The 24,438-nt window shown below is 58.7% G+C and carries 20 protein-coding genes; 9 read left to right on the forward strand and 11 right to left on the reverse strand.

What is annotated here, in order from left to right; translation table 11 throughout:
• The 6 genes from QZ196_RS09465 to QZ196_RS09490 form a co-directional block, all read left to right on the forward strand.
• Positions 1–1,574: contractile injection system tape measure protein (locus QZ196_RS09465; RefSeq protein ID WP_296425808.1), on the forward strand; the 1,574-nt coding region annotated here is incomplete at its 5' end.
• Positions 1,567–2,925, forward strand: a complete 1,359-nt coding sequence (locus tag QZ196_RS09470) for an ATP-binding protein (RefSeq protein WP_296425810.1) — start codon at positions 1,567–1,569, stop codon at positions 2,923–2,925. The genes QZ196_RS09465 and QZ196_RS09470, both read left to right, overlap by 8 nt.
• Positions 2,922–6,122 carry a hypothetical protein gene (locus tag QZ196_RS09475; RefSeq protein ID WP_296425813.1) on the forward strand — a complete coding sequence of 1,067 codons (3,201 nt, stop codon included), beginning with the start codon at positions 2,922–2,924 and terminating at the stop codon, positions 6,120–6,122. Before QZ196_RS09470 ends, QZ196_RS09475 begins: the two co-directional genes overlap by 4 nt.
• A 21-nt stretch (positions 6,123–6,143) precedes the next feature.
• A complete protein-coding gene (locus QZ196_RS09480; RefSeq protein WP_296425815.1) occupies positions 6,144–7,286 on the forward strand; it encodes a hypothetical protein in 1,143 nt (380 codons plus the stop codon).
• Positions 7,287–7,580: 294 nt separating this feature from the next.
• Positions 7,581–8,558: a calcium/sodium antiporter gene (locus tag QZ196_RS09485; protein WP_296425818.1), complete on the forward strand. Its 978-nt coding sequence runs from the start codon at positions 7,581–7,583 to the stop codon at positions 8,556–8,558.
• A gap of 81 nt (positions 8,559–8,639) precedes the next feature.
• Positions 8,640–10,886: a tetratricopeptide repeat protein gene (locus QZ196_RS09490; protein WP_296425820.1), complete on the forward strand. Its 2,247-nt coding sequence runs from the start codon at positions 8,640–8,642 to the stop codon at positions 10,884–10,886.
• Between the two features lie 71 nt (positions 10,887–10,957).
• Here the strand turns inward: QZ196_RS09490 and phoB are convergent, their stop codons facing one another.
• The 7 genes from phoB to QZ196_RS09525 all read right to left on the reverse strand — a co-directional run bounded on the left by phoB (position 10,958) and on the right by QZ196_RS09525 (position 18,297).
• Positions 10,958–11,644 carry a phosphate regulon transcriptional regulator PhoB gene (gene phoB / locus QZ196_RS09495; RefSeq protein WP_296425824.1) on the reverse strand — a complete coding sequence of 229 codons (687 nt, stop codon included), beginning with the start codon at positions 11,642–11,644 and terminating at the stop codon, positions 10,958–10,960.
• Positions 11,645–11,648: 4 nt separating this feature from the next.
• Positions 11,649–12,356: a phosphate signaling complex protein PhoU gene (phoU, locus tag QZ196_RS09500; protein WP_296425826.1), complete on the reverse strand. Its 708-nt coding sequence runs from the start codon at positions 12,354–12,356 to the stop codon at positions 11,649–11,651.
• A 10-nt stretch (positions 12,357–12,366) separates the two neighbouring features.
• Positions 12,367–13,167, reverse strand: a complete 801-nt coding sequence (gene pstB, locus QZ196_RS09505; protein ID WP_296425829.1) for a phosphate ABC transporter ATP-binding protein PstB — start codon at positions 13,165–13,167, stop codon at positions 12,367–12,369.
• 18 nt (positions 13,168–13,185) lie between these two features.
• Positions 13,186–14,535 carry a phosphate ABC transporter permease PstA gene (pstA, locus tag QZ196_RS09510; RefSeq protein WP_296425830.1) on the reverse strand — a complete coding sequence of 450 codons (1,350 nt, stop codon included), beginning with the start codon at positions 14,533–14,535 and terminating at the stop codon, positions 13,186–13,188.
• Positions 14,532–16,013, reverse strand: coding sequence for a phosphate ABC transporter permease subunit PstC (gene pstC / locus QZ196_RS09515; protein ID WP_296425831.1), 1,482 nt, complete (start codon positions 16,011–16,013; stop codon positions 14,532–14,534). Before pstC ends, pstA begins: the two co-directional genes overlap by 4 nt.
• A 97-nt stretch (positions 16,014–16,110) precedes the next feature.
• Entirely contained in the window at positions 16,111–17,139 is a 1,029-nt protein-coding gene (locus tag QZ196_RS09520) for a substrate-binding domain-containing protein (RefSeq protein WP_296425881.1), read from the reverse strand.
• 114 nt (positions 17,140–17,253) lie between these two features.
• Positions 17,254–18,297 (reverse strand): ATP-binding protein, encoded by a 1,044-nt coding sequence (locus QZ196_RS09525; protein WP_296425832.1) that lies wholly within the window; start codon positions 18,295–18,297, stop codon positions 17,254–17,256.
• A gap of 144 nt (positions 18,298–18,441) precedes the next feature.
• Here QZ196_RS09525 and QZ196_RS09530 point away from each other — a divergent pair, with 144 nt between their 5' ends.
• Complete coding sequence (locus QZ196_RS09530; protein WP_296425833.1) at positions 18,442–18,837, forward strand: hypothetical protein; 396 nt, start codon at positions 18,442–18,444, stop codon at positions 18,835–18,837.
• Between the two features lie 4 nt (positions 18,838–18,841).
• On the opposite strand, the gene QZ196_RS09535 is transcribed toward QZ196_RS09530, so the two are convergent.
• From QZ196_RS09535 to QZ196_RS09545, 3 genes are read right to left on the reverse strand one after another with little or no spacing between them, the layout of a single operon-like run.
• Positions 18,842–19,363, reverse strand: a complete 522-nt coding sequence (locus QZ196_RS09535; protein ID WP_296425834.1) for a gamma carbonic anhydrase family protein — start codon at positions 19,361–19,363, stop codon at positions 18,842–18,844.
• Positions 19,360–19,998 carry a guanylate kinase gene (gene gmk / locus QZ196_RS09540; RefSeq protein ID WP_296425835.1) on the reverse strand — a complete coding sequence of 213 codons (639 nt, stop codon included), beginning with the start codon at positions 19,996–19,998 and terminating at the stop codon, positions 19,360–19,362. The genes QZ196_RS09535 and gmk overlap by 4 nt, the downstream gene beginning before the upstream one ends.
• 4 nt (positions 19,999–20,002) lie before the next feature.
• Positions 20,003–20,893 carry a YicC/YloC family endoribonuclease gene (locus QZ196_RS09545; protein ID WP_296425836.1) on the reverse strand — a complete coding sequence of 297 codons (891 nt, stop codon included), beginning with the start codon at positions 20,891–20,893 and terminating at the stop codon, positions 20,003–20,005.
• Positions 20,894–21,085: 192 nt separating this feature from the next.
• Between QZ196_RS09545 and QZ196_RS09550 the strand changes: the two genes are divergently transcribed.
• On the forward strand, positions 21,086–21,727 hold the full coding sequence (locus QZ196_RS09550) for a PAS domain-containing protein (protein WP_296425837.1): 642 nt from the start codon (positions 21,086–21,088) through the stop codon (positions 21,725–21,727).
• Here the strand turns inward: QZ196_RS09550 and QZ196_RS09555 are convergent, their stop codons facing one another.
• On the reverse strand, positions 21,728–23,098 hold the full coding sequence (locus tag QZ196_RS09555) for a class II 3-deoxy-7-phosphoheptulonate synthase (protein ID WP_296425838.1): 1,371 nt from the start codon (positions 23,096–23,098) through the stop codon (positions 21,728–21,730).
• Between the two features lie 215 nt (positions 23,099–23,313).
• Between QZ196_RS09555 and QZ196_RS09560 the strand changes: the two genes are divergently transcribed.
• The gene (locus tag QZ196_RS09560) at positions 23,314–24,315 is read left to right on the forward strand and encodes a GlxA family transcriptional regulator (protein WP_296425839.1); all 1,002 of its coding nucleotides are present in this window, start codon (positions 23,314–23,316) and stop codon (positions 24,313–24,315) included.
• The last annotated feature ends 123 nt before the right edge of the window (positions 24,316–24,438 follow it).

The following is a 24,438-nucleotide window of genomic DNA, read 5'->3' on the forward strand; positions in this document are numbered from 1 at the left end:
CCGCGCCTGAAACGACCCTTTCATCCCCGGCCCCAACGCCGTCCGCAAAACCCACCCAAATCCCCGACATGACACCGAAATCGCCCGACACTATTTTCAATGACCCGGACCAATCCCAAAACCCTGACGTCGCACAAACCAAGCCGACGTCCGACCAGCCCGCTGACCCGACCGCGCCTGAAACGACCCTTTCATCCCCGGCCCCAACGCCGTCCGCAAAACCCAGAAACGATCCCACGCGCAGCCGTCAAACCGACAGCGCCATGTCCCGCGCTGACCACGCAAAACCCACCCGAATCCCCGACATCGCGGGTCAGCCAACCGACCCGTCAACGCCTGACAAAGCACTGCCCCCCGCGACATCCACAGCCCGGACACAAGACGCTGCCACGTCGCAACCCAGACGGTCCGAGATCGCGGAAACTGTCCAGGAAAACGACGCTCCAACGCTGCCGACCAGCGATGTTGCGGCTCATCGGACTGGCGCTGACGCCAAGACGGCTCCGACACAGGCTGGTCCACAGCCCCCAAATGCCTCGCCCGATAGCCCCCGCTTGCCAGCTACGGCACGGGCTGCACCGTCCACTGACCGGCTGCAAGACGTTCCGCTCGTTGATGCTCCGTCAGATGACGACCGCGCGTTGGCTGAACAGCGGATGCAGGCGCTCTTTGCCAAGGTGACCGGCGACACCTATTCCACCGTTGCGCCAATGCTTGATCTGGTCTGGTCCGTGCTGGGCACCGGCCCGCATGTCAACGCCACCGACCGGGCGCAGTTTTGGGCCCTCGCCGTTGGCGCGGCTGCACAGACGACGCCGACAGCCGAAGATCAGGATCATATCATTGCAACTTTTGTGATGGCGGTGCTGCCCCGCCCGGACCACCGGATCGGCGCCTTGCGGGCCGCGATTGCGCGGCTTGGCTATGCGACAGGCGGCATCGCGCCCGGATTGCGGCATCAGGCGCGCGCGACACTGACCAAGGTCCTCGATCAGCTCAATACCCCACCCGCCGCACCGACCAAAACGACGACAAAAGCGCCCGTTGCCCGCGCAACAGCCACCCGCGTGATGACAGCGCAGTCCGGTCTGGTCCTGTTTCACCCCTACATCGCCATGTTGTTCACCCGGATGGAAATTGCCCGTGACGCCCGTGGGATCGCCCATCAGGACATGGGGCGTGCCGCCGCAGCGCTGTGGTGGTTGGCGATGGGGGCCGGCGCGCCGCCGAAACCAGCGGACCCATTGGTCAACTGCCTGCTTGGGCTGGCCTTTCACACACCGGCCCCGCCCGTTGTCACGCTTGATACTGACACGCGCAGCCTGATCGACGGGCTGATCCAATCGGTGATTGCACAATGGGCGCGGCTGGGGGGCACCTCTGCGGATGGGCTGCGTGCTGCGTTTGTGCAACGCGCAGGTGTCCTGCGCCAGGACGAGGCCGCGACGATCCTGACCGTGACACCGGGACCTTATGACATGTTGCTTGATAGCCTGCCATGGTCGATCAATATGATCGGCCTGCCGTGGATGCCCACGCCCCTGTCCGTCAAATGGAGAGGCAGCGATGACTGATCTGACCCCCACCGCCGATATCCACGCCCGCGCCGTGATGACGGAAATTGATTGGCTTTCCGACGTGATCGCGGCACGGCTGCGCCACTTCTTTGGTGCCGGCGATGCCCCGTTTGCGCCGCCCGCCGCGCCAACCCTGCCCAAAGGTGCCGCGCTCACGGACCTGATTACCGAAGCGGGCCTCGATACCTCTGCCCGACTGGTCCTTGCACTGGCGCTCGCCCCCCAAGTGAACCCAGCGGCACTGGACCCGTTTTTCGTGCGCAATACCGCCATCGACCGGCTGTTCTCGGAATTCGGTGCGGCCCGTCAGGACGGCACCAGCTTCGTGCCAAGCGCGGTGACCGCGCTATTTCTGCTTGGCGGCGTGGATACCGCCCGGCGCATCGCTGCGATGACCCTGTTTTCGCCCGACCATCCACTGCGCCGGATCGTGGGCCTTGTGCCCGGTCAATCGCATGATCCTGCCGCCGTGGCCTCGGGCACGCTTTATGCAGGACCGTTGACGCTGCCCGCATTCCGGGTCGCGACCCTGTGTTCCGGTCGCGCGCCAGAGCCTGATTTTTCGCCGCAATTCCCGGCCAAACGGCTGCGCAGCGGCATGAAATGGGATGATCTTATCCTCCCCCGCGAGGTCAAGCACGGCATTGATCACGTCTCGGCATGGCTCGAAAACCGGCAAACCATCTTGCACGACTGGGGTATGGAATCGCGGCTGGGCGCGGGGTTCAAGGCGCTGTTCTACGGCCCGCCCGGCACTGGCAAGACCCTGACGGCCACGATGCTGGGCCAGCGGACCGGGCTCGAGGTGTACCGGATTGATCTGGCCATGGTGGTGTCGAAATACATTGGTGAAACCGAAAAAAACCTGAGCCAAGTCTTTGATATGGCGGAACAACGCGACTGGATACTGTTCTTTGACGAAGCCGATGCGCTGTTCGGGGCACGCGGCGCGACCAGTTCCGCCAATGACCGCCACGCCAACCAAGAGGTGTCATATCTGCTGCAGCGGATCGAGGAATGTAGCGGGCTGGTCATTCTGGCCACCAACCTGCGCAGCAATATCGACGAGGCGTTCTTTCGGCGCTTTCAGATGGCTGTCGGCTTTCCGAAACCCGACGCGGCACTGCGCACCGAACTGTGGCGCAACATACTGCGCAGCGTCCCGCTGCAAGACGACGTCGATATCGTCGCCATCGCACGGGATCATACCCTTGCCGGTGGCGCGATCAACAATGTAGTGCGACATGCGGCAATTTCGGCATTGCGCCGCAACGCCACCCATGTCAGCGCACGCGATTTACAACAAGCCATCGCAGGCGAGATGCGAAAAGAAGGACGGACAGGATGAACGGACAGCGCAATAAGCTGATCAAATGGATCGCGACAGCCACGGTGGCGCTGCTGCCCTCACTGGGGCATGCCGCATGCACAGACCTGCGCACCGCTGTCATCCCGCCAGATCAGGCGGAAATCGGGCTGATCCAACGTGGCCTGCAAACCGCACTTGAGGATTCCAACCCGCTGTTGGCGGACAACCGGTTCGGGGCCTATACGCGCGTTCGACTGGTGCAGTTCTGTGGGCAATTCCCGCTGCCCGCCACAACCAACAGCGTGACCGGCACCGTGACGCTGGCTCAGGAATACGGCGAACTGGCAGGCGCGGTGAATGACTGGAAAATCCTCACCAGTGACGCGGGTTTTGCCTTTGACGTTCTGCCCTCTGATGACACGGCGACCAATGCGGCCATTCTTCCGCTTGTCGGGCCACCCTATGTGACGGCAACCGCACTTCGCGGGATCAAGGGTGCCACCGATTGCGCGGAACTGACCAATGACACCCTCGACCAGACGGCCCGCGCCGGGCTTTTGGCGCTATCCGCGATCGACCCGCCGCGTTGGCCGGATGCCATGGCCGTCTGCACCGATCTGGATCTGCCCGGCGGCGCCAATGATACCCGCGCCGTGTTGCGCAGTCTGGGCTATTTCGAAACCATGCTGGCCAGCAGCGTCAATCAGATGCTGGCCCCCGACTTTGCCCTGTGGCTGGGCGAAGAGATTGGCACGCGCGGTCCCCGTCTGGTGGGCAGCGATGACGCCGTTGTTGCCTTGGTCGCCGAATATCGCGCCGCCAACAGACCCGCTGCGCCACGTGACTTCAGCGCGCTCTATCAAAACCGGCCCCCCTCATGCGGGGGTGCGCCACAGGGCACGATCATTGATTACTACAGCTTTGATCAGGCCGCACTGGATGGCCTTGTTGCGCCCGTGGATGTGAACGGCCTGCTGGCCGGATTGGCAGGTCAGACTTTTCCAACCGCCACAGCGCTCAAAGACGCGGTCAATACCGCGCTTTCCGGTCAGGTCAGCGCCTGCACCCTTGACCAGATCAACATCGCCATCACCAGTTCGGATAATTTCGGACAGGCTTATATGCTGAACGCCGAAAAGACCGCCAATCTGGCCTTGGTGGAAAGCTTCGCAGACAGCGAACCGGTCGTGGCGCCTTTTGTCGGCCTCAGCGCCCAAAGCCGCGCCGGGCTGCTGGCGGGTATCCGTGCCGCCCTGCAAACCGCGACACAGGAACGGATATTGGCGCAGGTCGACGAGGCCGCAACTCTGCTTGCCCTCGCCGCCGAACCGCTATCCGACACCTTTGATACCCTGCCCGAAGGCGTCCCGGCCTTTGAAGAGGTCCAGATCAACCCCACCATCGGCGTCACCGAAGCCACTGACAGCGCGATCATCGCCACCGTGCAGGACCTCGACTTTCGCGCGGCCCTTCTGGGCACCAATTTCGCACCTGCTCCGAACCAGGAAGTGCTCAAGGCCAATGCCCGCAGCGTGCTTCTGCCGCTGGCTCAGGCCAAGGTCACCGCAATCGTGAACCGCGACATGATCCAGTTGCAGACCGCCGTCGACGCATCATGGGCCCTGACCCCCACGCTCAGTGCCGCCATCGCCGCAGCGCCAGCCGTGACCGCCCCGCAAGACACCGCACCCGTCGCCGACGGGCCCACCGCACTCGATACATTGGCGGGCATCGAATATCCCAATCCCCGCCTGTTCGAGGCCGCATTGGCACAGCTCACACCACCACCCGCACCAAGTGTCGTCGCGGATATCCGCACCAGTGCCCGCCAGACGGCCGCCAATCCATCCGCTGATCGCAACACCGCGATTGCCCTGCCCGATTGCGGCTGCGTGTCCAGCCGCGAAATCCGCACGGAAGTCTATGGTTTCTACCCATTCTGGTTTGCCGCCCCCCTGATCGACGCCGCTCTCGACCCCGCCGCGGCACCCGACACGGCACCTGCGGGCCGCCAGATCGACTTTGGGCTCGTCAGCCGCGCCGCGTTCTACGGCCTCGAGTTCGCGATCAGCGACGGCCCGAACGGCGCGTTGGTTTTGCGCAATGAGGCCCAGTGGACCACGGGCCAGCGCAATTTCGTCAACGCCGCCCACCAACATCGCGCGCAGGCCGATCTGGCCGTGCAACTGACCGGGTGGGCCGATTGGAGCGATATCCAAATCGCCACGGCCGTGCAGAAAATCGTCACCCTGACTGCCCCGTTTCCACGCACATCCAGCAGTGACCTGCGCGCGCTTTGGGCGGAATTCCCGACGGTTCTCGACCGGCCTCAGGTCGACGCCGTGACGCTGATCATCGGCGGCTACGACGGGACTGCGATCGAAGCGCCCGGCGCGGCGCGGCTGGTTTCGATGGTCACCCTGCTCAAGTCAGAGCTGGCCGCGCGCGACCAGACCATCAACCTTGCCTTTGATCTGGTCCTGAACAGCGATACCGAAACAGCCCCGCTGTTTCGCGATATCCGGGCGGTCATGATCGGCGGACAGCCCATCGTCGACAAGGTGCTGATCTTCCTTGAACGCCCCACCACAAATGCCAAGAAACTGCTGTACGCCCGCATGGAAGCCGGCGCATTTCAAGGGATTGACCGGGCGCGCGTCCTGCGCCGGATCATTCCCGTCATTCCCCCATCGGGGCATGAAAACGTGCTGCAAAATCGCATTGCCGCAAACGGCGACACCCCGGTGGCCAAGCCATTTAGCCAATTCCGCGATGATCTGGTCTATTTCCAGAACAGCTTTGCCGGGGTCGGCTTCTGGCCTGCCCCCGATCCCGCAGCCCCTGACGCAAACGACATCAAGGACATTTTGGCTGACGAATGGTTCCGTCCCACATTGCCCGTATTTCTTGCGTCATTCGAAGATGACGTGGACAAAGCCTGTACCGTTATCTGCCCAAACCGCACCTATGTTGCGGCCGGACTGGCGTTGATTTTCGCGCTGACGGTCCTTTTGGTATGGCGGTCCTTCTACAGCGGCTTCGTCGACAAGCTGGCGTTCAAACTGGGGCTGGCATGGGCTGCCGGCGCCGTATTGTTCGCGGGACTTCTGGCGCTGACCGTGTGTGACCACACATCGCTTCTGGCGCCGGTCTTGCTGTTTAGCATGGTGGCCGGTGTGATCTTGCTATTCGGCTTCTACATTTATCAAAGCGCGCGCAACGGGCCAAAACCCTAGGTGTGATCAAGGAGACTTATGATGTTAAAATCCAATATATTTACCACGCTTCTGTCGGTGGTCCTGTCAGTCGCAGCGATGTGGGTGATATCTGACAGCTGGCAGCAGCAAGGCCGCGAGTTTTCGAACCAGACGGTCGTTATCCCCGATCAAGCCGCGCTTGACGTATTCATCGCCGATGAAACTGCGTCCGCAAGGGCGTCAAATTTCAACGATGTCGAACGGATTGATATTCCAACCGGCGTGTTTATTCAGTCGCTGGTCTTCAACTCCAGCAGTGATGTGAACCTTACCGGCTATGTCTGGCAAAAATACCCACAGAATTTTGAATATCAAAAAGGCGTGATCTTTCCCGAGGAAATAAAGTCCAACAGCACGATTTTGCGCCGGGAATACGCCGATACCGTCGTCCATGACGGTGAAACCTACGACCTGATCGGCTGGTATTTTGACGTGACCGTCAGGCAATCATTTGACTACCGCCGCTACCCGCTGGATTTCCTGACGATCTGGCTGCGCATGTGGCCTGCGGATTTTGAAAACGACACCCGGATATTGCTGGTGCCTGACTTCGCCAGCTACCACGACAGCACCGCCGCCTCGTTTGGTCTCGATGCCGATATTGTGCAGGGCGAATGGGATATCGCCGAAAGCTTTTTCAGCTATCAGCGCATCCCCTACGACACGACATTCGGCTACCCGGCCCGGGCCGAAGGCGACCTGTATCAGGAATTCTTCTTCAATCTCGGTGCCGACCGCAAGTTCATCAACGCCTTCGTGATCAATCTGGTGCCCTTGCTGGTCGTGGCCGTTCTGCTATTCGCTGCGGTCATGACCATATCCAACGACAAAGAACAGGCCGGGCTGTTCGGATCAAGCACATCTGGCGTGATCGGCACCTGCTCGGCATTGTTCTTCGTTGTTCTCTTGAGCCATATTCAGGTCCGCAGCATGTTTGCCGGGTCAGGATTAGTCTATATCGAATATTTCTATCTGGTGATGTATGGCATGGTGCTGGCGACGGCGCTGAACGCCTATCTGTTTTCGCTCAAACGCATGCGCAATCACTGGCTGCTACACTACCGCGACAACTACATCGCCAAGGTGACGTTCTGGCCCGTCCTGTTATGGAGCACGGCACTGATCACCGTCTCTATGCTCTGACCGATCCGGGATTGCGGGGGTGCCGCCCTGCAATCCCGGCCCCGGCAACCTGCTCAGTATGCCACCAAGACAGCAAATAAACGGCCCAAAGCCATTGCGCTCTTCCACACGATCAAAGAACGCTTTAAACGCGGCGTTGATATGGGCAAGGTAAACGCGATGAAGATATTCCCCTACCTGAACGGCATGGCGCGCGCGCGCGGACAGGCCAGCGCACAGTTTCTTGCCACTGAATTTCGCGCGGATCGGGGCGCGATCCCTTCCGTATCCCCTCTCTGATCAGGAATAAATCTGTTGTTCGAAATCTCCATCTATCAGCTGTTCATACTGGCCTCGGGGTCTATTCTTTTTGGCCTGTACCTGCTGATCAAAGGCGGTGACTGGATGATCGACGCCGCTGTGTTCGTGGCCCGGAAGACGGGACTTTCGCCACTTTTCATCGGCGCGACGATCATCTCTTTCGGCACCTCGGTCCCCGAGCTGTTCACATCCGTCAACGCCAACCTGTCCGGCTTTCCCGGCATCGCCCTTGGCAACGTGCTTGGCTCCAACGTGGCCAATATCTTGTTGGTCCTCGGGGCGACAGCCATGATCTTTACGGTAACAGCGACAGCCAGGGACCTGATCAAAGACCTCTCCATGATGCTGCTGGCCACCGCGATCCTCAGCTATGGCATGCTGACCAACGTGCTGACGCCGACCTTCGGCCTGCTGATGTTCGCTGTCCTCGCGGCCTTTGTGTTCTACCAATATAAAACCGACGGCATCGAAATCCCGCAAGATGACGATGCAGGCGGCGGAACCATCGAAACCATGCAAGCGGCCCTGCTGATCTTGGTCGGCGGCGTCGTTGCACTGGCCATTGGCTCTGAACTTCTGGTGCAGGGCGCGGTCGCCGCCGGCACCGCCCTTGGCGTCCCCGAGGCCGTCATCGGCATGACCGTCGTGGCGTTCGGCACATCCCTGCCGGAACTATCGACCTGTATCGCCGCCGCCCGCAAACAATCCGTTGGGTTGATCTTGGGTAATGTCATCGGCTCGAACACCTTCAACATCCTCTCTATTGTCGGCCTCACCGCGATCATCAAACCGCTGGCGGTCGATCCGGTGCTGCTGGGCATCGAACTTTGGGTTACAATCGGCGTCACAGTCGGCTTTTCGATCTGGATGCTGACCGTTGGAAAACTGAACAAACCCGTAGGGGTCGTGATGGTCTGCGCCTACGTTCTCTTTATCGCGTTGCAGTATCTCGCGCCGGAACTCCTCATCTAGCAGACACCGGGGGGCAATGCCGTGCTTGGAACGCCCCTTCGCTTGACGTGATGATGCGCAGGCCGCCAACTCAGGCGGCATATGACAGACAGGACCCCGACCTTGGCCATTCAGCCTAGCAAACAAACCGGCACTATCGTGGCCTTCCGGGCCGACCGGCTGGGCGCGCGTCTGATTGCGATGGTCAACACGCTGCGCCTTGCTGCGCATCTGGATGTGCCGGGCAAGATGTATTGGACGATCACCGGGGGCATTGGTGTCGAACTAAACGACATCAACGAATTATTTGATTCAGCTTTCACCGACAAGCTATTGGTCACAAAGGAAGAATGGGTCAAGTTCCGGCAGAAATCGACCAGCATCGCCGATCTGAACAACCGCAGCACCGACCAGATGCGCAAACTGCTCCAAAGCGGGCGCGACATCCGTGTCGAAACCGCATTTGGCATGATATGCCTGACCGACGAAGACCCCGCCGATGTCGCGCGCCAGTGCCGCGACATCTTCCTCGGGCTGCCCTTTGCGGCCCCGTTGATGCCCTTGCTGTCTGCGGTACGCCAAGACCTCGAACAGGCCGTCGCCTATCATATCCGGCGCGGCGATCTGGTGTCAAACGTGCAAGCCATGAACAAAAGCTGGCCACATAAATTTGTGCCAGAGGCCTACTACCACGCCCACATGGCCCAGGAAATCGCGCAGAACCGCACCGTCATCGTCTTTTCCGACGAGGCCGAGACGATCGCCACCGCCAAGGCAAAATTTCCCGGCCTCAAGACAGTTGATGACTACGCCAACACCGCCGGGCTGACCCAATCGGCGCGCGATTTCTTTGAGCTGTATGCCATGTCCGCCTGCGCCAAAATCATCGCCCCCGAGGCGTCTGCCTTTTCGACCACTGCCGCCGATCTTGGCGGTGCCGCCCGCGCGGATGTCAAAGCCGATATGCCCGACGCCCGGCGGGCCGCATGTTCCGAAGCGCTCTATCGGCAACTGCGCGATGATCCCGATGCACTTGGCGCCACCGGCATCGTCGGGCAAACGCTGCCACATGCCTACGGATACCTGCTCGAACAGGGCCGCACAGACGACGCACTTGCGCTTTACGACGGGTTCACCGCCCGCAACATGCCGATTTCGTTCCTCTATTCCCAGCAGATCGAATTGCTGCTGGCCAGCGAACGCTACGATGACATTCTGACATTCGCCGAAGGTCTCGAACGCCGCCCGATGCACAACAAACGCGACCGTGATCGTTGTTTGGTCGCTGTGATGGTCGCCCAGTCCAAGCGCGGTCAGCATGATGCCTGCCGCCGCACCATGCTGCAGGCCTTTGCCCAGTCACCGCAAGCCGGAGAACTGAAAAAGACCGTGCCGCGCCTGTTGCTGAACGGCGGGTTGGACGCCCATAATTTCATGCCCTACTCGGCGGATGTGGTCTTTGGCTTTGGCAAGCGGCTGGGCTTGCCCGGCGCGGACCGCCCCGAAGGCGTGATCTATGCCGCGCTCACCCCCGCCGGTGCCGACCGCACCCTTCCACAAGGCCGCAATGGCACGATCGAACCGATCTGGTGGGATTTCTCGCCATTTCTGAACGGCAATCCGGTGTCATTGTCCGAACGCAAGGGCCTGATGGGCGAAGTCGCCTCCGCACTCAAGGCGCGCGGCCCGAAGAACCTGTCGCCTGACGAGGCCAGCACCCTGGCCATGATCACCGCCCATCAAGGTCAGGCAAAACGCGGCATGGACATGTTGCAGGCCATCGGCCCCAGCGGGATCGACAACGCCATGGTGCAGCACCGCAGCAGCTATATCTGCCAGATGCTGCGCGACTGGAAAGGTGCCGCACAACACGTCCGCGCCGCGGTGCAAATATCCGACGCGCCCGGACATCTGGCATGGGCTGGTGTTGCGCTGTTGCGCGAACGTGCGGCCGCCGCCGAAACCCGCGACCTGCTCACCACCGCGATTGCCGCGCCGCTGCCATTCTTTGCGGTCCCGCTCGCCCTTGGCCAGCTTGAGAGGCGCGAGAAGAATTTTGATGCGGCCCTTGCGGCGCTCGATCATGCGTTCTTGTGTTTTCCAAACGCGACCGAGGTCCAGATGGAGCAAGCCGAACTGCATATGGAAATGGGCAACACCACCGAAAGCAAGAAAATCTTTCACCAGATCTGGCAGGATGACCGCTTGCGCCTGAAATCCTATCGGCAGTTCGCCCGGCTGTTGATCCAGGATGGCGAACTGGCAACCGCCCGCGCGGTGATCGACGAAGCATTGCTGCAAAAGCCCGACAGGCCGGATTTGCTGGCGCTGCGCAAGCAGGCTCAGTAAAGCGATTGCCGCCATGCAAACGTACGTACGCCGTATTTACAAGGTTTGTACGGGATATTTATTGCCGTGACTTAGCCCAATGCATACCCGGCGCCACGCACGGTGCGCAACGGATCACTGCCGCCATGTTGGGTCAGTATCTTGCGCAGGCGCCCCACATGGACATCGACCGTGCGCGTGTCAACATAGATATCGCGCCCCCAAACCCGGTCCAACAGCATATCGCGTGACCAGACCCGGCCCGGCTTTTCCATGAACGTCGTCAGCAACCGAAACTCTGTCGGGCCAAGTTTCAAAGGGTTTTCGGCGCGCGTGACCCGGTGCGTTTCGGAATCAAGCACGATGTCATCATAGGTCAGAACCTGCCCAACCGTCGCTGGCCGCACCCGGCGCAATTGGGTGCGGACACGCGCCATCAGCTCGGACACCGAATAGGGTTTGACCACATAATCATCAGCCCCGGTTTCAAGACCGCGCACCATATCAACCTCTTCTGAACGGGCCGATAACATAATGATCGGAATCCCACGCGTCTCCGGTCGCATCTTAATCCGCCGACACACCTCAATCCCCGATAAATGCGGCATCATCCAATCCAGAACAATCACATCCGGTGTGTCTTCATCGACGCAGAGCAGTCCCTCTTCGCCGTTTTCCGCGCGGGTCACCCGAAAGCCTTCTGCCTCAAGATTATAGGCCAAAACCTCGCGTTGGGCCGCCTCATCCTCGACAATCAGAACATGTGGTTGTTGTGCCATTTGCCTAACTCGGGTCCGTCACATACGCGGTTTTGTCGCCTTTTGGCCGCGCCTCTTCCGGCATCTCTCCGGTCACCAGATAGATCACCTGTTCGGCCATATTGGTTGTCAGATCACCCATGCGTTCAATGTTCTTGGCCATGAAATGCAAATGCATACAGGATGTGATATTGCGCGGGTCCTCCATCATGAAGGTTAAAAATTCGCGGAACAGCGCATTGTACATCTGATCCACTTCATGATCGCGCTGCCGGACGTCTTCGGCAAGCGCGGCATCGCCACGGATATACGCATCAAGCGTGTCTTTCAGCATCGCCTCTACCTCGCGGGCCATCCGCCGCAATGCAGCATCGGCACCGCTGACGGGGCTCATTGCGACCAGAACGCTTGTCCGCTTGGCGATATTTTTCGCGTAATCGCCGATCCTTTCCAACGACGCAGCCAAACGTAGCACTGTAAGAAGGGACCGTAAGTCTTTGGAAACAGGGGCTCGCAACGCAATTGTCCGCGCGGCCTCTTCATTTATCTGCAACTCAAGCGCATCAATGGCCTTGTCCGCCCTGCGCACTTCATCGGCCAGTTCCACGTCGCGTTCCGCCAACGAATTCGCGGCTTTCAGAATGGCCTCTTCGACCAAGCCACCCATTTTCATGATCAGGGTCGAAATGGCCTCTAGATCGCGGTCATAGGCGGATGAAATATGTTCGTTCATCGGTCTCTCCTTACCCGATTCGGCCGGAAATATAGCTTTCGGTCCGGGGGTCTTGTGGATTTGTGAAAATCTTGTCGGTGTCATCAAATTCGACCAGATTGCCCAAGTGGAAGAACGCCGTTTTCTGGCTGACCCGGGCCGCCTGCTGCATCGAATGTGTAACGATCACCACGGAATAACTTTGGCGTAATTCATCAATCAATTCCTCGACTTGCGCTGTAGCAATCGGATCAAGCGCGGAACATGGCTCATCCATCAGCAGAATTTCAGGCGCTGTCGCGATGGCACGCGCGATACACAGTCGCTGCTGTTGCCCACCCGAAAGCCCGGTGCCGGGCGAATCGAGTCGGTCCTTGGCCTCGTTCCACAAAGCCGCCTTCCGCAGCGAGCTTTCGACAATTTCGTCCAACTCTGCCTTGTTGCGGGCAAGGCCGTGGATTTTCGGGCCATAGGCCACATTGTCATAGATAGACTTGGGGAACGGATTGGGCTTTTGAAACACCATGCCGACCTTTGCCCGCAACTGTACCGGATCTACCTTTGGGTCATAGATGTCTTCGCCATCGATCCTGATATCCCCTATGACCCGGCAGATATCAATCGTGTCGTTCATCCGGTTGATGCAGCGCAGAAATGTGGATTTGCCACAGCCGGACGGGCCGATGAATGCGGTGACTGTCTTGTCCTCGATTTCCACCGACACGTCCTTGATCGCATGCATGTCGCCATAATAGACGTTGACGTCGGTCGCCTTGATCTTGATATCTTGCAGGCCGTTCATCGCACGATCCATATGATACATATCTTCCATTGATTGTGCCCTCCGTTCTTACCAGCGACGCTCAAAGCGGCGGCGTAAAATGATCGCTATGAAGTTCATCGTCATGAGGAACAAAAGCAGAATGATGATACCACCCCAAGCGCGTTCATAATAGGCAGGGTCGGCACGTTTGGCCCATTCATAAATCTGGGCCGGCATCGCAGAGTTGGGATCAAGGAAGCCTGACGCCACGCCATCGGGATAATTTGTGGCGATATAGCCGACCATCCCGATCAGCAAAAGCGGCGCGGTTTCACCCAGCGCCTGCGCCAGACCGATGATGGTCCCGGTCAGAATTCCTGGCATCGCAAGCGGCAGAACATGGTGAAACACCGTCTGCATCTTTGATGCACCAACCCCAAGTGCAGCATCGCGGATAGAGGGCGGCACGGATTTGAGCGACGCACGGGTCGAGATCACGATGGTCGGCAGCGTCATCAATGTCAGTGTCAAACCACCGACAATCGGGGCCGACTGCGGCAAATGCGCAAACTGGATGAACACCGCCAGGCCAAGGATGCCGAAAACGATCGACGGCACAGCCGCAAGATTCGAAATATTCACTTCGATCAAGTCGGTAAACCTGTTCTGCTTGGCAAATTCTTCCAGATAGATACTGGCGGCGACACCAATGGGCAAGGCAAGAACCAGCACCACCAGCATCATGAAAAGCGAACCAAGCATCGCAACACCGATCCCAGCCTGCTCAGGGCGGCTTTCGGATGCATCCAAACCGGTGATGAAATCCCAGTTGAATACACGTTCGACGGAGCCTTCGTCCACCATCAGATCGATCAGATCAAGGTGGGCGGCATCAAGGTTCTTGTCGCGCACCAGATCTTCGCGCGACACGCGGCCCTTGAGGTAACCATCCACCCGCGACGACGCAAGAAATCTGAATTCGACCGACTGGCCGATCAAGTCGGGGTTGGCAATGACGCGGTCGCGCACTATCGCGCCGACTGACGACGACAGAATCTTGTCAAGTTCGCCCTCTTCAACCGCGGTCTGCATATCGGCTGTCGCACGGATCAGCGCGTCCTTGATCAGCGGATTGTAGCCAAAGGTCGATACCTTCTTGATGTCATCGATATTGCGGTTGCCGTTCTTGTCGAGCCGCGCCTCGTCCAGTTCCACGTTCAGATTGACGAAGGTTTGCGTGAACGCAGGCGCGCCATTCTGCACAATTGCCCAAAGAAGGGCTAACAGAAAGAACACACCGACCAGGACGGCGGCCAGACCATAAGCCTTGAACCGGCTTTCGGCGGCATTGCGTTTACGGGTTCTTTCATCGGCCTTCAAAAGCGATTTGCCCTTGGCGGGACGACCGGCCATCGGTGTCGTGGTCGCATCGGTCATTCGTACTGCTCCCGGTATTTGCGAACGATGTAAAGTGCGGCGACATTCAGTCCCAGCGTTATGACGAACAAGGTAATGCCCAAAGCAAAGGCAACCAGCGTTTCAGGGCTGTTGAATTCCCCATCTCCGGTCAACTGGGCGACGATCTTGGCGGTCACCGTGGTCATCGCCTCGAATGGGTTCAATGATAGCGACGCCGCCGCCCCTGCCCCCAGCACGACGATCATCGTCTCACCAATCGCGCGTGACGCCGCAAGCAGGATCGCACCCACGATACCGGGTAGCGCGGCGGGCAGGATGACCTGTTTGACCGTCTCTGAATGGGTCGCGCCCAGACCAAGTGACCCATCACGCATAGTTTGTGGGACGGCATTGATAATGTCATCGGACAGTGACGACACAAACGGGATCAGCATAATCCCCATGACCAACCCCGCCGTCATCGCAGCGGTTCCGCCTGACATCCAGTTTACACCCAAAATGCCGTCGTTGCCAAAGACATCCAGCAGCAATGGACCGACAGTCAGCAGCGCAAACAGACCGTAGACGATCGTCGGGATGCCGGCCAGCACCTCTAGCATCGGTTTGGCGATGGAACGCACGGTATTGGACGCATATTCGGACAGATATATCGCCGCAAACAGCCCAATGGGCACAGCAACCGTCAGCGCAATGAAAGAAATGAACAAAGTGCCCCATATCAGCGGCAAGAAACCCAGATCAGACGCGCCGCCCCGACCGGAAAAGCTCGGCTCCCAGCGGGTACCAAAGAAAAAGTCTGCGGTGGGAAAGCTATCAAAGAAGGCCAGCGTGTTGAAAATAAGAGACAAAATGATGCCTACAGTTGTCAGAACTGCGACAGAGGCCGAAGCAATCAGCAGCAGCATGACTGCGCGTTCGACATAATTGCGGGCGCGGAAATCCTTGTCGGTCATCCGGTAGGCGATGCTCAGGCCGATCACAGCGACTGCAATTACCACAATTGTTTTCAGTATGGCACCCAAGCGCGCATAATCGCGGTAGTCTTGTGCAAGACGCAGCGTGCGCGCGTCGACATCGGACCCCAAAGCAACTCCTACCGCACCAAGGCGTTCACGAATATCGTTGCTGTCGGCGCTTAGGTTGCTGGCTTCCCCGTCGGACATCACGCCTTGGGACACTGCAAGATCCAGCCCATCAGCGACCCGTCGCACGTCAGCAAGAACCAGCGACCGAGCACCGCGATCTTCGGCCGTAGCCGCAGGCAATTCAGCGCCAATAACGCGGTCGACGACAATAGGCTGCACAACCAGCCAAGCCGCCAACACGACAAGCGCGGGCACAGCTGCGGCCAGTGCGGCGTTTATGCCATAATAATTTGGTAATGAATGCAGGGTCCGGCGATCACCACCACCCGATGCAAGCGCCCTCTGCTTGGTTCCGAAAAATCCTAGCACCGCCAGCACAAGAACAATCAGGAAAATGAACGTAGAGGACATGGCCCGGCCTTTTCAAAACGTCTGGCGCGCCACGCAGTCATTCAGACGGCGTGGCGCATTTTTTTATGATGACCGCAAAGCCATCTTATCAAAGAGATTACAGGGTCTCTTCGTTCACGATAGCTTCTTGTGTCGCTGACAGCTCTGGATCGGAAACCAGACCATAGTTGCTCAGCGGGCCGTCGGGGCCAGCGATTTCATCAGAGACGAAGAATTCTGCGAATTCCTTCAGGCCGGGGATCACGCCGATGTGGGCCTTCTTGATGAAGAAGAACAGTGGACGCGACACTGGGTATACACCAGCCGCAATGGTTTCTGTATTTGGCGCAACACCACCGACTGTCGCAACTTTCAGCGAGTCAGTGTTGTTTTCGTAGAAGGCCAGACCGAACACGCCGATACCGTTGGGGTTTGAGGCAATGCGGGCCAGCGTTTCGGTGTAGTCGCCATCAATGTCGACGGTGATCCCGTTGCCACGCACTTCGATACATGCATCTTCGGCGTCATCTTCGGACATGCCACCATCGATCATTGCCTGCATGGCACCGGTGGTTTCGCAACCCTGCATAAGAACCTTCTCTTCGAACACTTCACGTGTGCCGTGCTTGGTGCCGGGGATAAAGGCAAGGATGTCAACGGCAGGCAGATCGCCGTTGAAGTCAGCCCACTGTGTGTGCGGATTGTCGACGATCGCACCATCTACAAGCACCTTCGCACCAAGTGCATTGAAGATGTCAGCGGCTTCGAATGCGGTGAATTCCGGGCCATCAATCTGGCTGGCAAAGACGATCCCGTCATAACCGATGCGAACTTCAATGATATCTGTCACACCGTTTTCGGTGCAAAGCGCGAGGTCACTTTCGCGGATCGGGCGGGAAGAGTTCGCTATATCAATGGTGTTTTCACCGACACCTTCGCAGAACCGCTTGAGACCGGCAGAAGAGCCGCCGGATTCAATGACGGGTGTAGGGAAATCAAAGTTTTCGCCAAAGGATTCGGCAACGATGGCTGCATAGGGCAGCACCGTGGAAGAGCCCGCGACTTGCACATTGTCACGTGCAAACACAGCGGTTGCGGAAAGGGCGGCAAAGACAGCAGTTGTAGCAGTCAGTTTCATGATCGACATCAAAATACTCCAGTCAGTCAAACACAGGTTTCGCGCGAACCGCGTCACCATTGCGGCACTCCTATGATAGCGACTCTAACCTTCTGTGACATTTCTGTAAAAGTTTTATGACACTCACGACGTCGGCAAGAAAACCGATACGTTGGTCCCCTGCCCGACCTCGCTTTCGATCACGAACCGTCCGCGGTGCCGGTTAACGATATGCTTTACAATCGCCAGCCCAAGCCCGGTCCCCCCCACAGCCCGCGAGCGGTGACTATCGACGCGGTAAAACCGTTCGGTCAGGCGGGCAATGTGATGCGACGCGATCCCTTCGCCCCGATCCGCGACCGTAATTTGCACGCCTTCGCCCCGCAGCCGTTGATGGACCGTCCGTGTGGACAGCGTCACGCTGACCTCACCGCCTGCTGCGCCATATTTGATCCCGTTCTCAATCAGGTTGGTAAAGACCTGACTCAACTGGCCCTCATCGCCGGGTACGGTTTCTTCTGTCTGGGGCAAATGCAGCGCCACCTTCACCTGCGCGGCCTCAGCCTGCGGCCCCAACCCCTTGATCACCGAACGCAGTGCGGCGCCCAGATGGACATTCTCCCGCGGCCGCACGCGCTCTTCCACTTCGACCCGGCTGAGCGACAACAAATCATCGACCAGCCGGGTCATCCGGCTCGCCTCATGCGCCATGATCGCCAGAAAGCGGTCGCGCGCCGCCGGGTCATTTCGCGCAGCACCACCCAATGTTTCGATAAAGCCCAGCAAAGCCGTCAGCGGCGTCCGCAACTCATGACTGACATTGGCGACAAAATCACGGCGCATCTGACCGACATCCTGCGCTGCCGTCTGGTCTTCGAAGGAAAGCACAACATCGGCCTCCGCGCGCGCCACGACGACACGATAAATCGTGTCCCGTGCGCCATCGCGGCTGGTATATGGCGCAATCACCGGCGTGGTGCTGCCGCGCGCCACGGCAATCGCGTCCAGAACGGCGGGCTGACGCAATGCCGTAATATGGTGTTTGCCCAGCAAATCCCCGCCCAGAATGGCGGTCAGCGGCGGATTAATAGCCTTGATGCGATCATCGGGGCCGACGATCAGGACAGGCATTGGCAGGGCATGAATAACCGCGGTCAGCGCTAGGGGGGTCAAAATCGTGTTCCTCATCCTTGAACCATGGCAATGCTTAGTGCCGATCGCAGCCGAGCGCCAAATAAATAAATCCTTAACGGGCGGAACATTTTCAACACGCCCAGCGTTTATTAATAGCAAGATTACTCAACTAAAAATAACGTAAGAATTGAGGCAGACATGTCAGGGCCAGCAAACCGCGATCAAATCGCGCAGTATCAAGGCGGCTCAAAACATACGGCAACTACGACTTTGATCATCGGCAATTCAGCACGTTGGAAAGCTGAAGGCCGATTGATACCCCGTTTGAAAGGCTTCCAATTTGTCGACATCGGCGACCTGACGCCGCAGATCGTGAATGAAGCCAGCCCCGATATGGTCCTGTCGCCCTTGATTGGCGATGAATTTGATGCGGTGGATCTGGCGATGAAATTGAACGAGCTTAACTATTTGGGGCGCTACCGGGCGATTGCAAATGATGTGCCTGATGTCGAATTAATCAGGCGAGAAGTGTATGGTGTTGCACCCCAGCTCGACTTTGATCTGTTGATTATGCCGGAACAAAAAGCGGGCTGACACGCTAAACCGGTTTCAGACCATCGCGGAATCGGGCGGCATTGTCCTGATAGTGCAAGGCCGATGTCCGAAGGGCGTTGATTGCAGCGTCGTCCAGCGCCCGCACGACCCGGCCCGGAACCCCCATGACCAATGACCCATCAGGAATTACCTTGCCTTCTGTAATCAACGACCCCGCGCCGATCAGGCAATGTGCGCCGATGATCGCGCCATTCAAGACCGTGGCACCCATCCCGACCAGCGTGTTTTCACCTATTGTACAGCCATGCAGCATGGCCTTGTGGCCGATCGTACACCCCGCACCAATAGTCAGCGGAAACCCGATATCGGTATGCAGGACGCAGTTTTCCTGAATGTTACTGCCCGCACCCAGTGTGATCGGTTCATTGTCACCGCGCAGTGTGCTGCCAAACCAGACAGATGATCCCGTCTCAAGCACCACATTGCCGATGACATGGCAACCTGGGGCAACCCACGCATCCTGCGCCACATCGGGCGTCACGGTTCCAAGGGCATATAGGGTCATGACATATCTCCGAATTCGCTCTGCAATCTGCGGACGTGAGTCACAAGATCCGGCTGCTGCGACCGGCGCAACCGTTCGGCGCTAATGATGGTCTCGAGCTGTTTTTCAGTCGCCGACAGGTCATCGTTGATCAAGACATAATCATATCCGTCCCAATGGCTAATTTCATCCCAGCTTTTTCGCATACGTTTTTCAATGACGTCTGGCGCGTCTTGGCCCCGGCTGACCAGACGCCGATGCAGTTCCGTGATTGAAGGTGGCAGGATGAAAATCGACAGCACATGTTCTTGCAGTGCCGAATTACTGATCTGCTGCGCACCCTGCCAGTCGACATCAAACAAAACGTCATGCCCTGCTTCCATCGCCGCTTGCACCGGCGCTTTGGGCGAGCCGTAGTAGTTGCCGAACACCTGCGCATGCTCCAGCATCTCGCCATAGGCCACCTGCCGCTGGAACTCCGGCACGGTCACAAAGTAGTAATCCTTCCCGTCCACTTCGCCTTCGCGCGGGGCGCGGGTCGTGGCCGAAACCGAAAACCGCAAGCTGTCATCCCAGACGCGCAACAATCCAGCCAACGTCGATTTTCCGGCCCCAGAGGGCGACGACAGGATGATCAAAAGACCGCGTCGGGTCATTGCGTCACTCCACATTCTGAACTTGCTCGCGCATCTGGTCAATCACCGCCTTGAGGTCAAGCCCGATCGCCGTTAACGGCCCAAACTGCGCCTTTGCGCATAATGTATTGGCCTCGCGGTTAAATTCCTGTGCAAGAAAGTCGAGCTTGCGGCCCGTTGGTTTTGGGTCGGCCACCAAATCGCGGGCTGCCTTGACATGAGCCTGCAACCGGTCGATTTCCTCGGTCACGTCGCCCTTTACTGCCAAAACGGCCAGTTCCTGCGCCAGACGGCCTTCGTCGACCTCGGCGATATCGTCAAGCACACGGCGCATGGCGGCAACCAGATTGTCCCTGACGATCGGCGCTCGGGCTGTTGCGGCGGTCCATGCCGCAGCAGTCAGCGTGTCAATTTGCTGCAACTGATCCACTAGCACATCACTCAGCGCGGCCCCCTCAGTCGCGCGCATCTCGACAAAATCGGCAATCAACGGGTCAATGTCCGCGATCAAGGCCTGTGCCAACGCCCCGGCATCATCATCAACGGCCCCTGCAACAAGGACCCCCCGGTGGGCCAGCACATCAGCAGCGGTCGGCTGTGCGAGTGTCACCCCAATCGCCGAGGCGCGGTCCTGCACCGCATCCAAGGCACGCAATACGCTATCCAACTGAGTCGCATCAATCGCCGGCGCCCCGCCGCGATCATCGCGGGTCAGGCGCAGGTTCACCGTGATATTGCCGCGCCCCAAGGCACGGGTCAGCGCCGCACGCAATGCCGCCTCCAACCCTTCAATTCCTTCGGGAAGACGCAGGCGCAGATCAAGACCGCGCGCATTGACACCGCGCATGTCCCAATTCCATGTGATCAGACCCATGGTTCCGGTCCGGCTGGCAAATGCCGTCATTGATTGGATCATCGTCACACCCTCGTCGTTTCACTGCCCGCACCTAAAGCCAAAGACAGTGGCGGGGCAAGTCCGTCAAATTTTCGCAAATTAACCCATTAACACTTTGTTAAGTGAATAATGTCGTAATCTTTGTTAAGTTCTGTTCAGAGATACAACGGACTTGCACCCACAGGGGCAGCCACAGCGAATGTTGAGGTCACTATGAAAATCATCGAGGATACCCCGCGGCGGCGGCGCGCGGACCTGCCCGGTGCAGACAGCCCCGTACTGCAAAGCCTTGAACGGTATTGGCAAACCCTGCGCCATGCGCAGCGGATCCCATCGCGCAACGATATCGAGCCAAGCCAGATTGACCGCGCGCTGCCCTATGCGTTTATCCTGCAGCGCGTCGCACCCGGCATCGCCCGGATGCGCGTCGCGAGCCAGCAATTGCATGATATCCTCAGAATGGACGCGCGCGGCATGCCGATCAGTTCGTTCTTCTTGCCGCAGGCCCGCGCGCAAATCGCAACCTTGATTGAATCCGCATTTACCGAGCCGGCGATTGTCTGCGTCCCGCTGGATTCACCCGGCAGTCTGGTGCGTCCGCATCTGACGGGGACGATGTTGTTGCTGCCGCTGAATGATGCAAACGGCAAGACCACCCGGATTCTGGGTGCGCTTGTCACCGACGGGCAGACCGGGACACGCCCGCGCCGGTTTGAAGTGCCACGAGGTGCGATAATCCGCCACGAGCCGCTCAGCCTGCAACTGGCCAGCGTGCAAAGCATCCCACGCCCCACCCAACAAAAAGGGCCAGACGTCCAGCGCCCGGCCCTTCGTTTGATCGTCAATAACGCCTGATCAGACCGCTTTGGCCTGCTGCATCGTGCTGCGGCGGGTCGAAAGCTCTTCTGACACCAAGAATGCCAGCTCAAGCGACTGCGATGCGTTCAGACGTGGATCGCATGCCGTGTGATAACGGTCTGACAGATCCTCGTCTGTCACGGCGCGCACGCCACCGGTGCATTCGGTCACGTCCTTGCCTGTCATTTCGAAGTGAACACCGCCGGGGATTGTGCCTTCGGCATTGTGTACGGCAAAGAATTCACGGACTTCGCGCAACACCGATTCAAACGGCCGTGTCTTGTATCCGGTCGTCGATTTGATGGTGTTGCCGTGCATGGCGTCACAGGTCCACACAACCTTGGCGCCTTCTTCCTCGACCGCGCGGATCAAACGCGGCAGGTGTTCGCCCACCGACCCCGCCCCGAAACGGGCAATCAGCGTCAGCCGCCCGGCTTCGTTGTCGGGGTTCAGCGACGCCATCAACGATTTCAGATGCCCGGATGTCATTGTCGGACCACATTTCAGACCGATCGGGTTCTGCACGCCCTTGCAGAATTCAACATGGGCACCGTCTGGCTGACGGGTGCGGTCACCGATCCAGATCATGTGGCCAGACCCAGCCAGCCATTTGCCACTGGTCGAATCCAAACGGCAAAGCGCCTCTTCATACTCCAGCAACAGCGCTTCGTGGCTGGTGTAGAAATCAACCGTTTCCAGCGCATGGGCCGCCTCTTGGCGGATGCCGATCGCTTCCATGAAGGACAGCGTGTCGCTGATGCGTTCCGACATTTCACGATATTTTTCGGCTTCGGGCGCACCGGTAAAGCCAAGCGTCCAGCCATGCACCTTGTGCACGTCGGCAAAGCCGCCCGTCGAAAACGCGCGCAGCAGGTTCAGCGTTGCAGCCGCCTGCAAATACGCCTGCAACATCCGTTCCGGATCAGGGTTGCGCGCGGCTTCGGTAAAATTAAAGCCGTTGATGATATCACCGCGATAGCTGGGCAGCTCGATCCCGTTCACCGTCTCGGTCGGGGCGGATCGCGGCTTGGCCATTTGCCCGGCCATCCGGCCCACTTTGACCACAGGCACCTTGGCACCATACGTCAGCACCATCGCCATCTGCAACATCACCTTAAAGGTGTCGCGGATGCCGTTTGCAGCAAATTCCGCAAAGCTTTCGGCGCAATCGCCACCTTGCAGCAAAAACGCTTCGCCGCGGCTGACGGCACCCAATTGCGCCTTGAGCTTGCGTGCCTCGCCAGCAAAAACCAACGGCGGATAACTGGCAAGACGGTCTTCAACAGCGCTCAGCGCGGCTGCATCGGTATAGTCAGGCATCTGCACCCGCGGCTTTGCGCGCCAGTCAGATTTTTGCCAGTCAGTCATTGTCTCGCTCCGTTTTCAGTTTGGTTAGCGGTATCAGGTGCCCGATATAACGCGGAGACCGCCCCGGGCCAATGGCAAAGTTGCACATCATGCACTCTGGTCCGTTTTGACAGCTTGCGACCATGCAATAAACGAAAACCTTTGGACTTTCCGCTTGAACGCAGGGTCTAAACCTGTTGAGGTCCCGCGACAATCCGTCCGTTAGGTCCCGCCAAATGTCTATAGAACCACAAATTGTGGAAGTCGATCACGCTGGCAAGCCACGCCGCTTTGTGTTCGTGCTGATGCAAAATTTCACGATGCTGTGTTTCGCCAGCGCTGTGGAAAGCCTGCGCATTGCAAACCGAACCGCAGGTAAGACATTGTATAGCTGGAAAATCATCGGCGAAGGCGGCGGCGATGCCGTTTGTTCAAACGGCTGTGCTTTTCGGCTTGAGGATGACCTGTGCGAATTGGACCGCAACGATACCGTCATGCTGTGTGGCGGAATTGACGTGCAGAAAGCCACGACCAAGAAGACGTTGAACTGGCTGCGCCGCGAGGCGCGGCGCGGTGTGATTGTTGGAGGGCTTTGCACGGCGGGCTATACCATGGCCAAGGCTGGCCTGCTTGACGGCAAGAAAGCGACGATTCATTGGGAAAATCAAGACAGCTTTGCTGAGGAATTCGAAGATGTCATTCTGACGAAGTCCGTATTCGTCGTTGACGGAAACCGGATCACGACCGCCGGTGGCACCGCGTCAATCGACCTGATGCTCAAGATCATCGCCGACGACCATGGCGAGGATCTTGCCAATGCCGTCGCTGATACACTCATTTATTCTGCCATCCGCACAGATCAGGATACCCAGCGCCTGTCGATCCCGACCCGCATCGGCGTGCGCCATCCCAAACTGTCGCGAGTGATCCAGATGATGGAAACCAACATCGAAGAACCGATCAGCCCTGCCACTCTGGCCCATGATGTCGGCATGTCCACACGCCAGTTAGAGCGGTTGTTCCGACGCTATTTATCGCGCAGCCCCAAACGCTATTACATGGAACTCCGCCTGCAAAAGGCGCGCAACTTGCTCATGCAGACAGATATGACCGTGATTAACGTCGCGCTGGCTTGTGGCTTTGCATCGCCGTCGCACTTCTCGAAATGCTATCGGTCACACTACAGCACCACACCCTACCGGGAACGCGGAACGCAAGCCTCACGGCTGTCCGTCTAGCTGTCAAGAACGCATCGTCACATGATGCGGAACGCTGAAGGCTGACCCAACAGGCCGGGCCAACCTGACAACTGCGCGCCGTCGGCCCCATTTTTCGCATTTTGCAGCCAAATAGACCGCAGA

Origin of the sequence: Yoonia sp. (assembly GCF_017854565.1) — a bacterium.
In the GTDB taxonomy this organism is placed as follows: domain Bacteria; phylum Pseudomonadota; class Alphaproteobacteria; order Rhodobacterales; family Rhodobacteraceae; genus Yoonia.

What these genes read in the sequence shown, in the direction of transcription:
- QZ196_RS09530 (WP_296425833.1), top strand. Translation starts at nt 18,442, where the DNA reads ATGTCAGGGCCAGCAAACCGCGATCAAATCGCGCAGTATCAAGGCGGC.
- pstC (WP_296425831.1), bottom strand. Translation starts at nt 16,013, where the DNA reads ATGTCCTCTACGTTCATTTTCCTGATTGTTCTTGTGCTGGCGGTGCTA.
- QZ196_RS09550 (WP_296425837.1), top strand. Translation starts at nt 21,086, where the DNA reads ATGAAAATCATCGAGGATACCCCGCGGCGGCGGCGCGCGGACCTGCCC.
- QZ196_RS09545 (WP_296425836.1), bottom strand. Translation starts at nt 20,893, where the DNA reads ATGATCCAATCAATGACGGCATTTGCCAGCCGGACCGGAACCATGGGT.
- QZ196_RS09480 (WP_296425815.1), top strand. Translation starts at nt 6,144, where the DNA reads ATGTTAAAATCCAATATATTTACCACGCTTCTGTCGGTGGTCCTGTCA.
- phoB (WP_296425824.1), bottom strand. Translation starts at nt 11,644, where the DNA reads ATGGCACAACAACCACATGTTCTGATTGTCGAGGATGAGGCGGCCCAA.
- QZ196_RS09475 (WP_296425813.1), top strand. Translation starts at nt 2,922, where the DNA reads ATGAACGGACAGCGCAATAAGCTGATCAAATGGATCGCGACAGCCACG.
- pstA (WP_296425830.1), bottom strand. Translation starts at nt 14,535, where the DNA reads ATGACCGATGCGACCACGACACCGATGGCCGGTCGTCCCGCCAAGGGC.
- QZ196_RS09555 (WP_296425838.1), bottom strand. Translation starts at nt 23,098, where the DNA reads ATGACTGACTGGCAAAAATCTGACTGGCGCGCAAAGCCGCGGGTGCAG.
- QZ196_RS09490 (WP_296425820.1), top strand. Translation starts at nt 8,640, where the DNA reads ATGACAGACAGGACCCCGACCTTGGCCATTCAGCCTAGCAAACAAACC.
- QZ196_RS09470 (WP_296425810.1), top strand. Translation starts at nt 1,567, where the DNA reads ATGACTGATCTGACCCCCACCGCCGATATCCACGCCCGCGCCGTGATG.
- gmk (WP_296425835.1), bottom strand. Translation starts at nt 19,998, where the DNA reads ATGACCCGACGCGGTCTTTTGATCATCCTGTCGTCGCCCTCTGGGGCC.
- QZ196_RS09525 (WP_296425832.1), bottom strand. Translation starts at nt 18,297, where the DNA reads ATGAGGAACACGATTTTGACCCCCCTAGCGCTGACCGCGGTTATTCAT.
- QZ196_RS09535 (WP_296425834.1), bottom strand. Translation starts at nt 19,363, where the DNA reads ATGACCCTATATGCCCTTGGAACCGTGACGCCCGATGTGGCGCAGGAT.
- pstB (WP_296425829.1), bottom strand. Translation starts at nt 13,167, where the DNA reads ATGGAAGATATGTATCATATGGATCGTGCGATGAACGGCCTGCAAGAT.
- QZ196_RS09560 (WP_296425839.1), top strand. Translation starts at nt 23,314, where the DNA reads ATGTCTATAGAACCACAAATTGTGGAAGTCGATCACGCTGGCAAGCCA.
- QZ196_RS09520 (WP_296425881.1), bottom strand. Translation starts at nt 17,139, where the DNA reads ATGTCGATCATGAAACTGACTGCTACAACTGCTGTCTTTGCCGCCCTT.
- phoU (WP_296425826.1), bottom strand. Translation starts at nt 12,356, where the DNA reads ATGAACGAACATATTTCATCCGCCTATGACCGCGATCTAGAGGCCATT.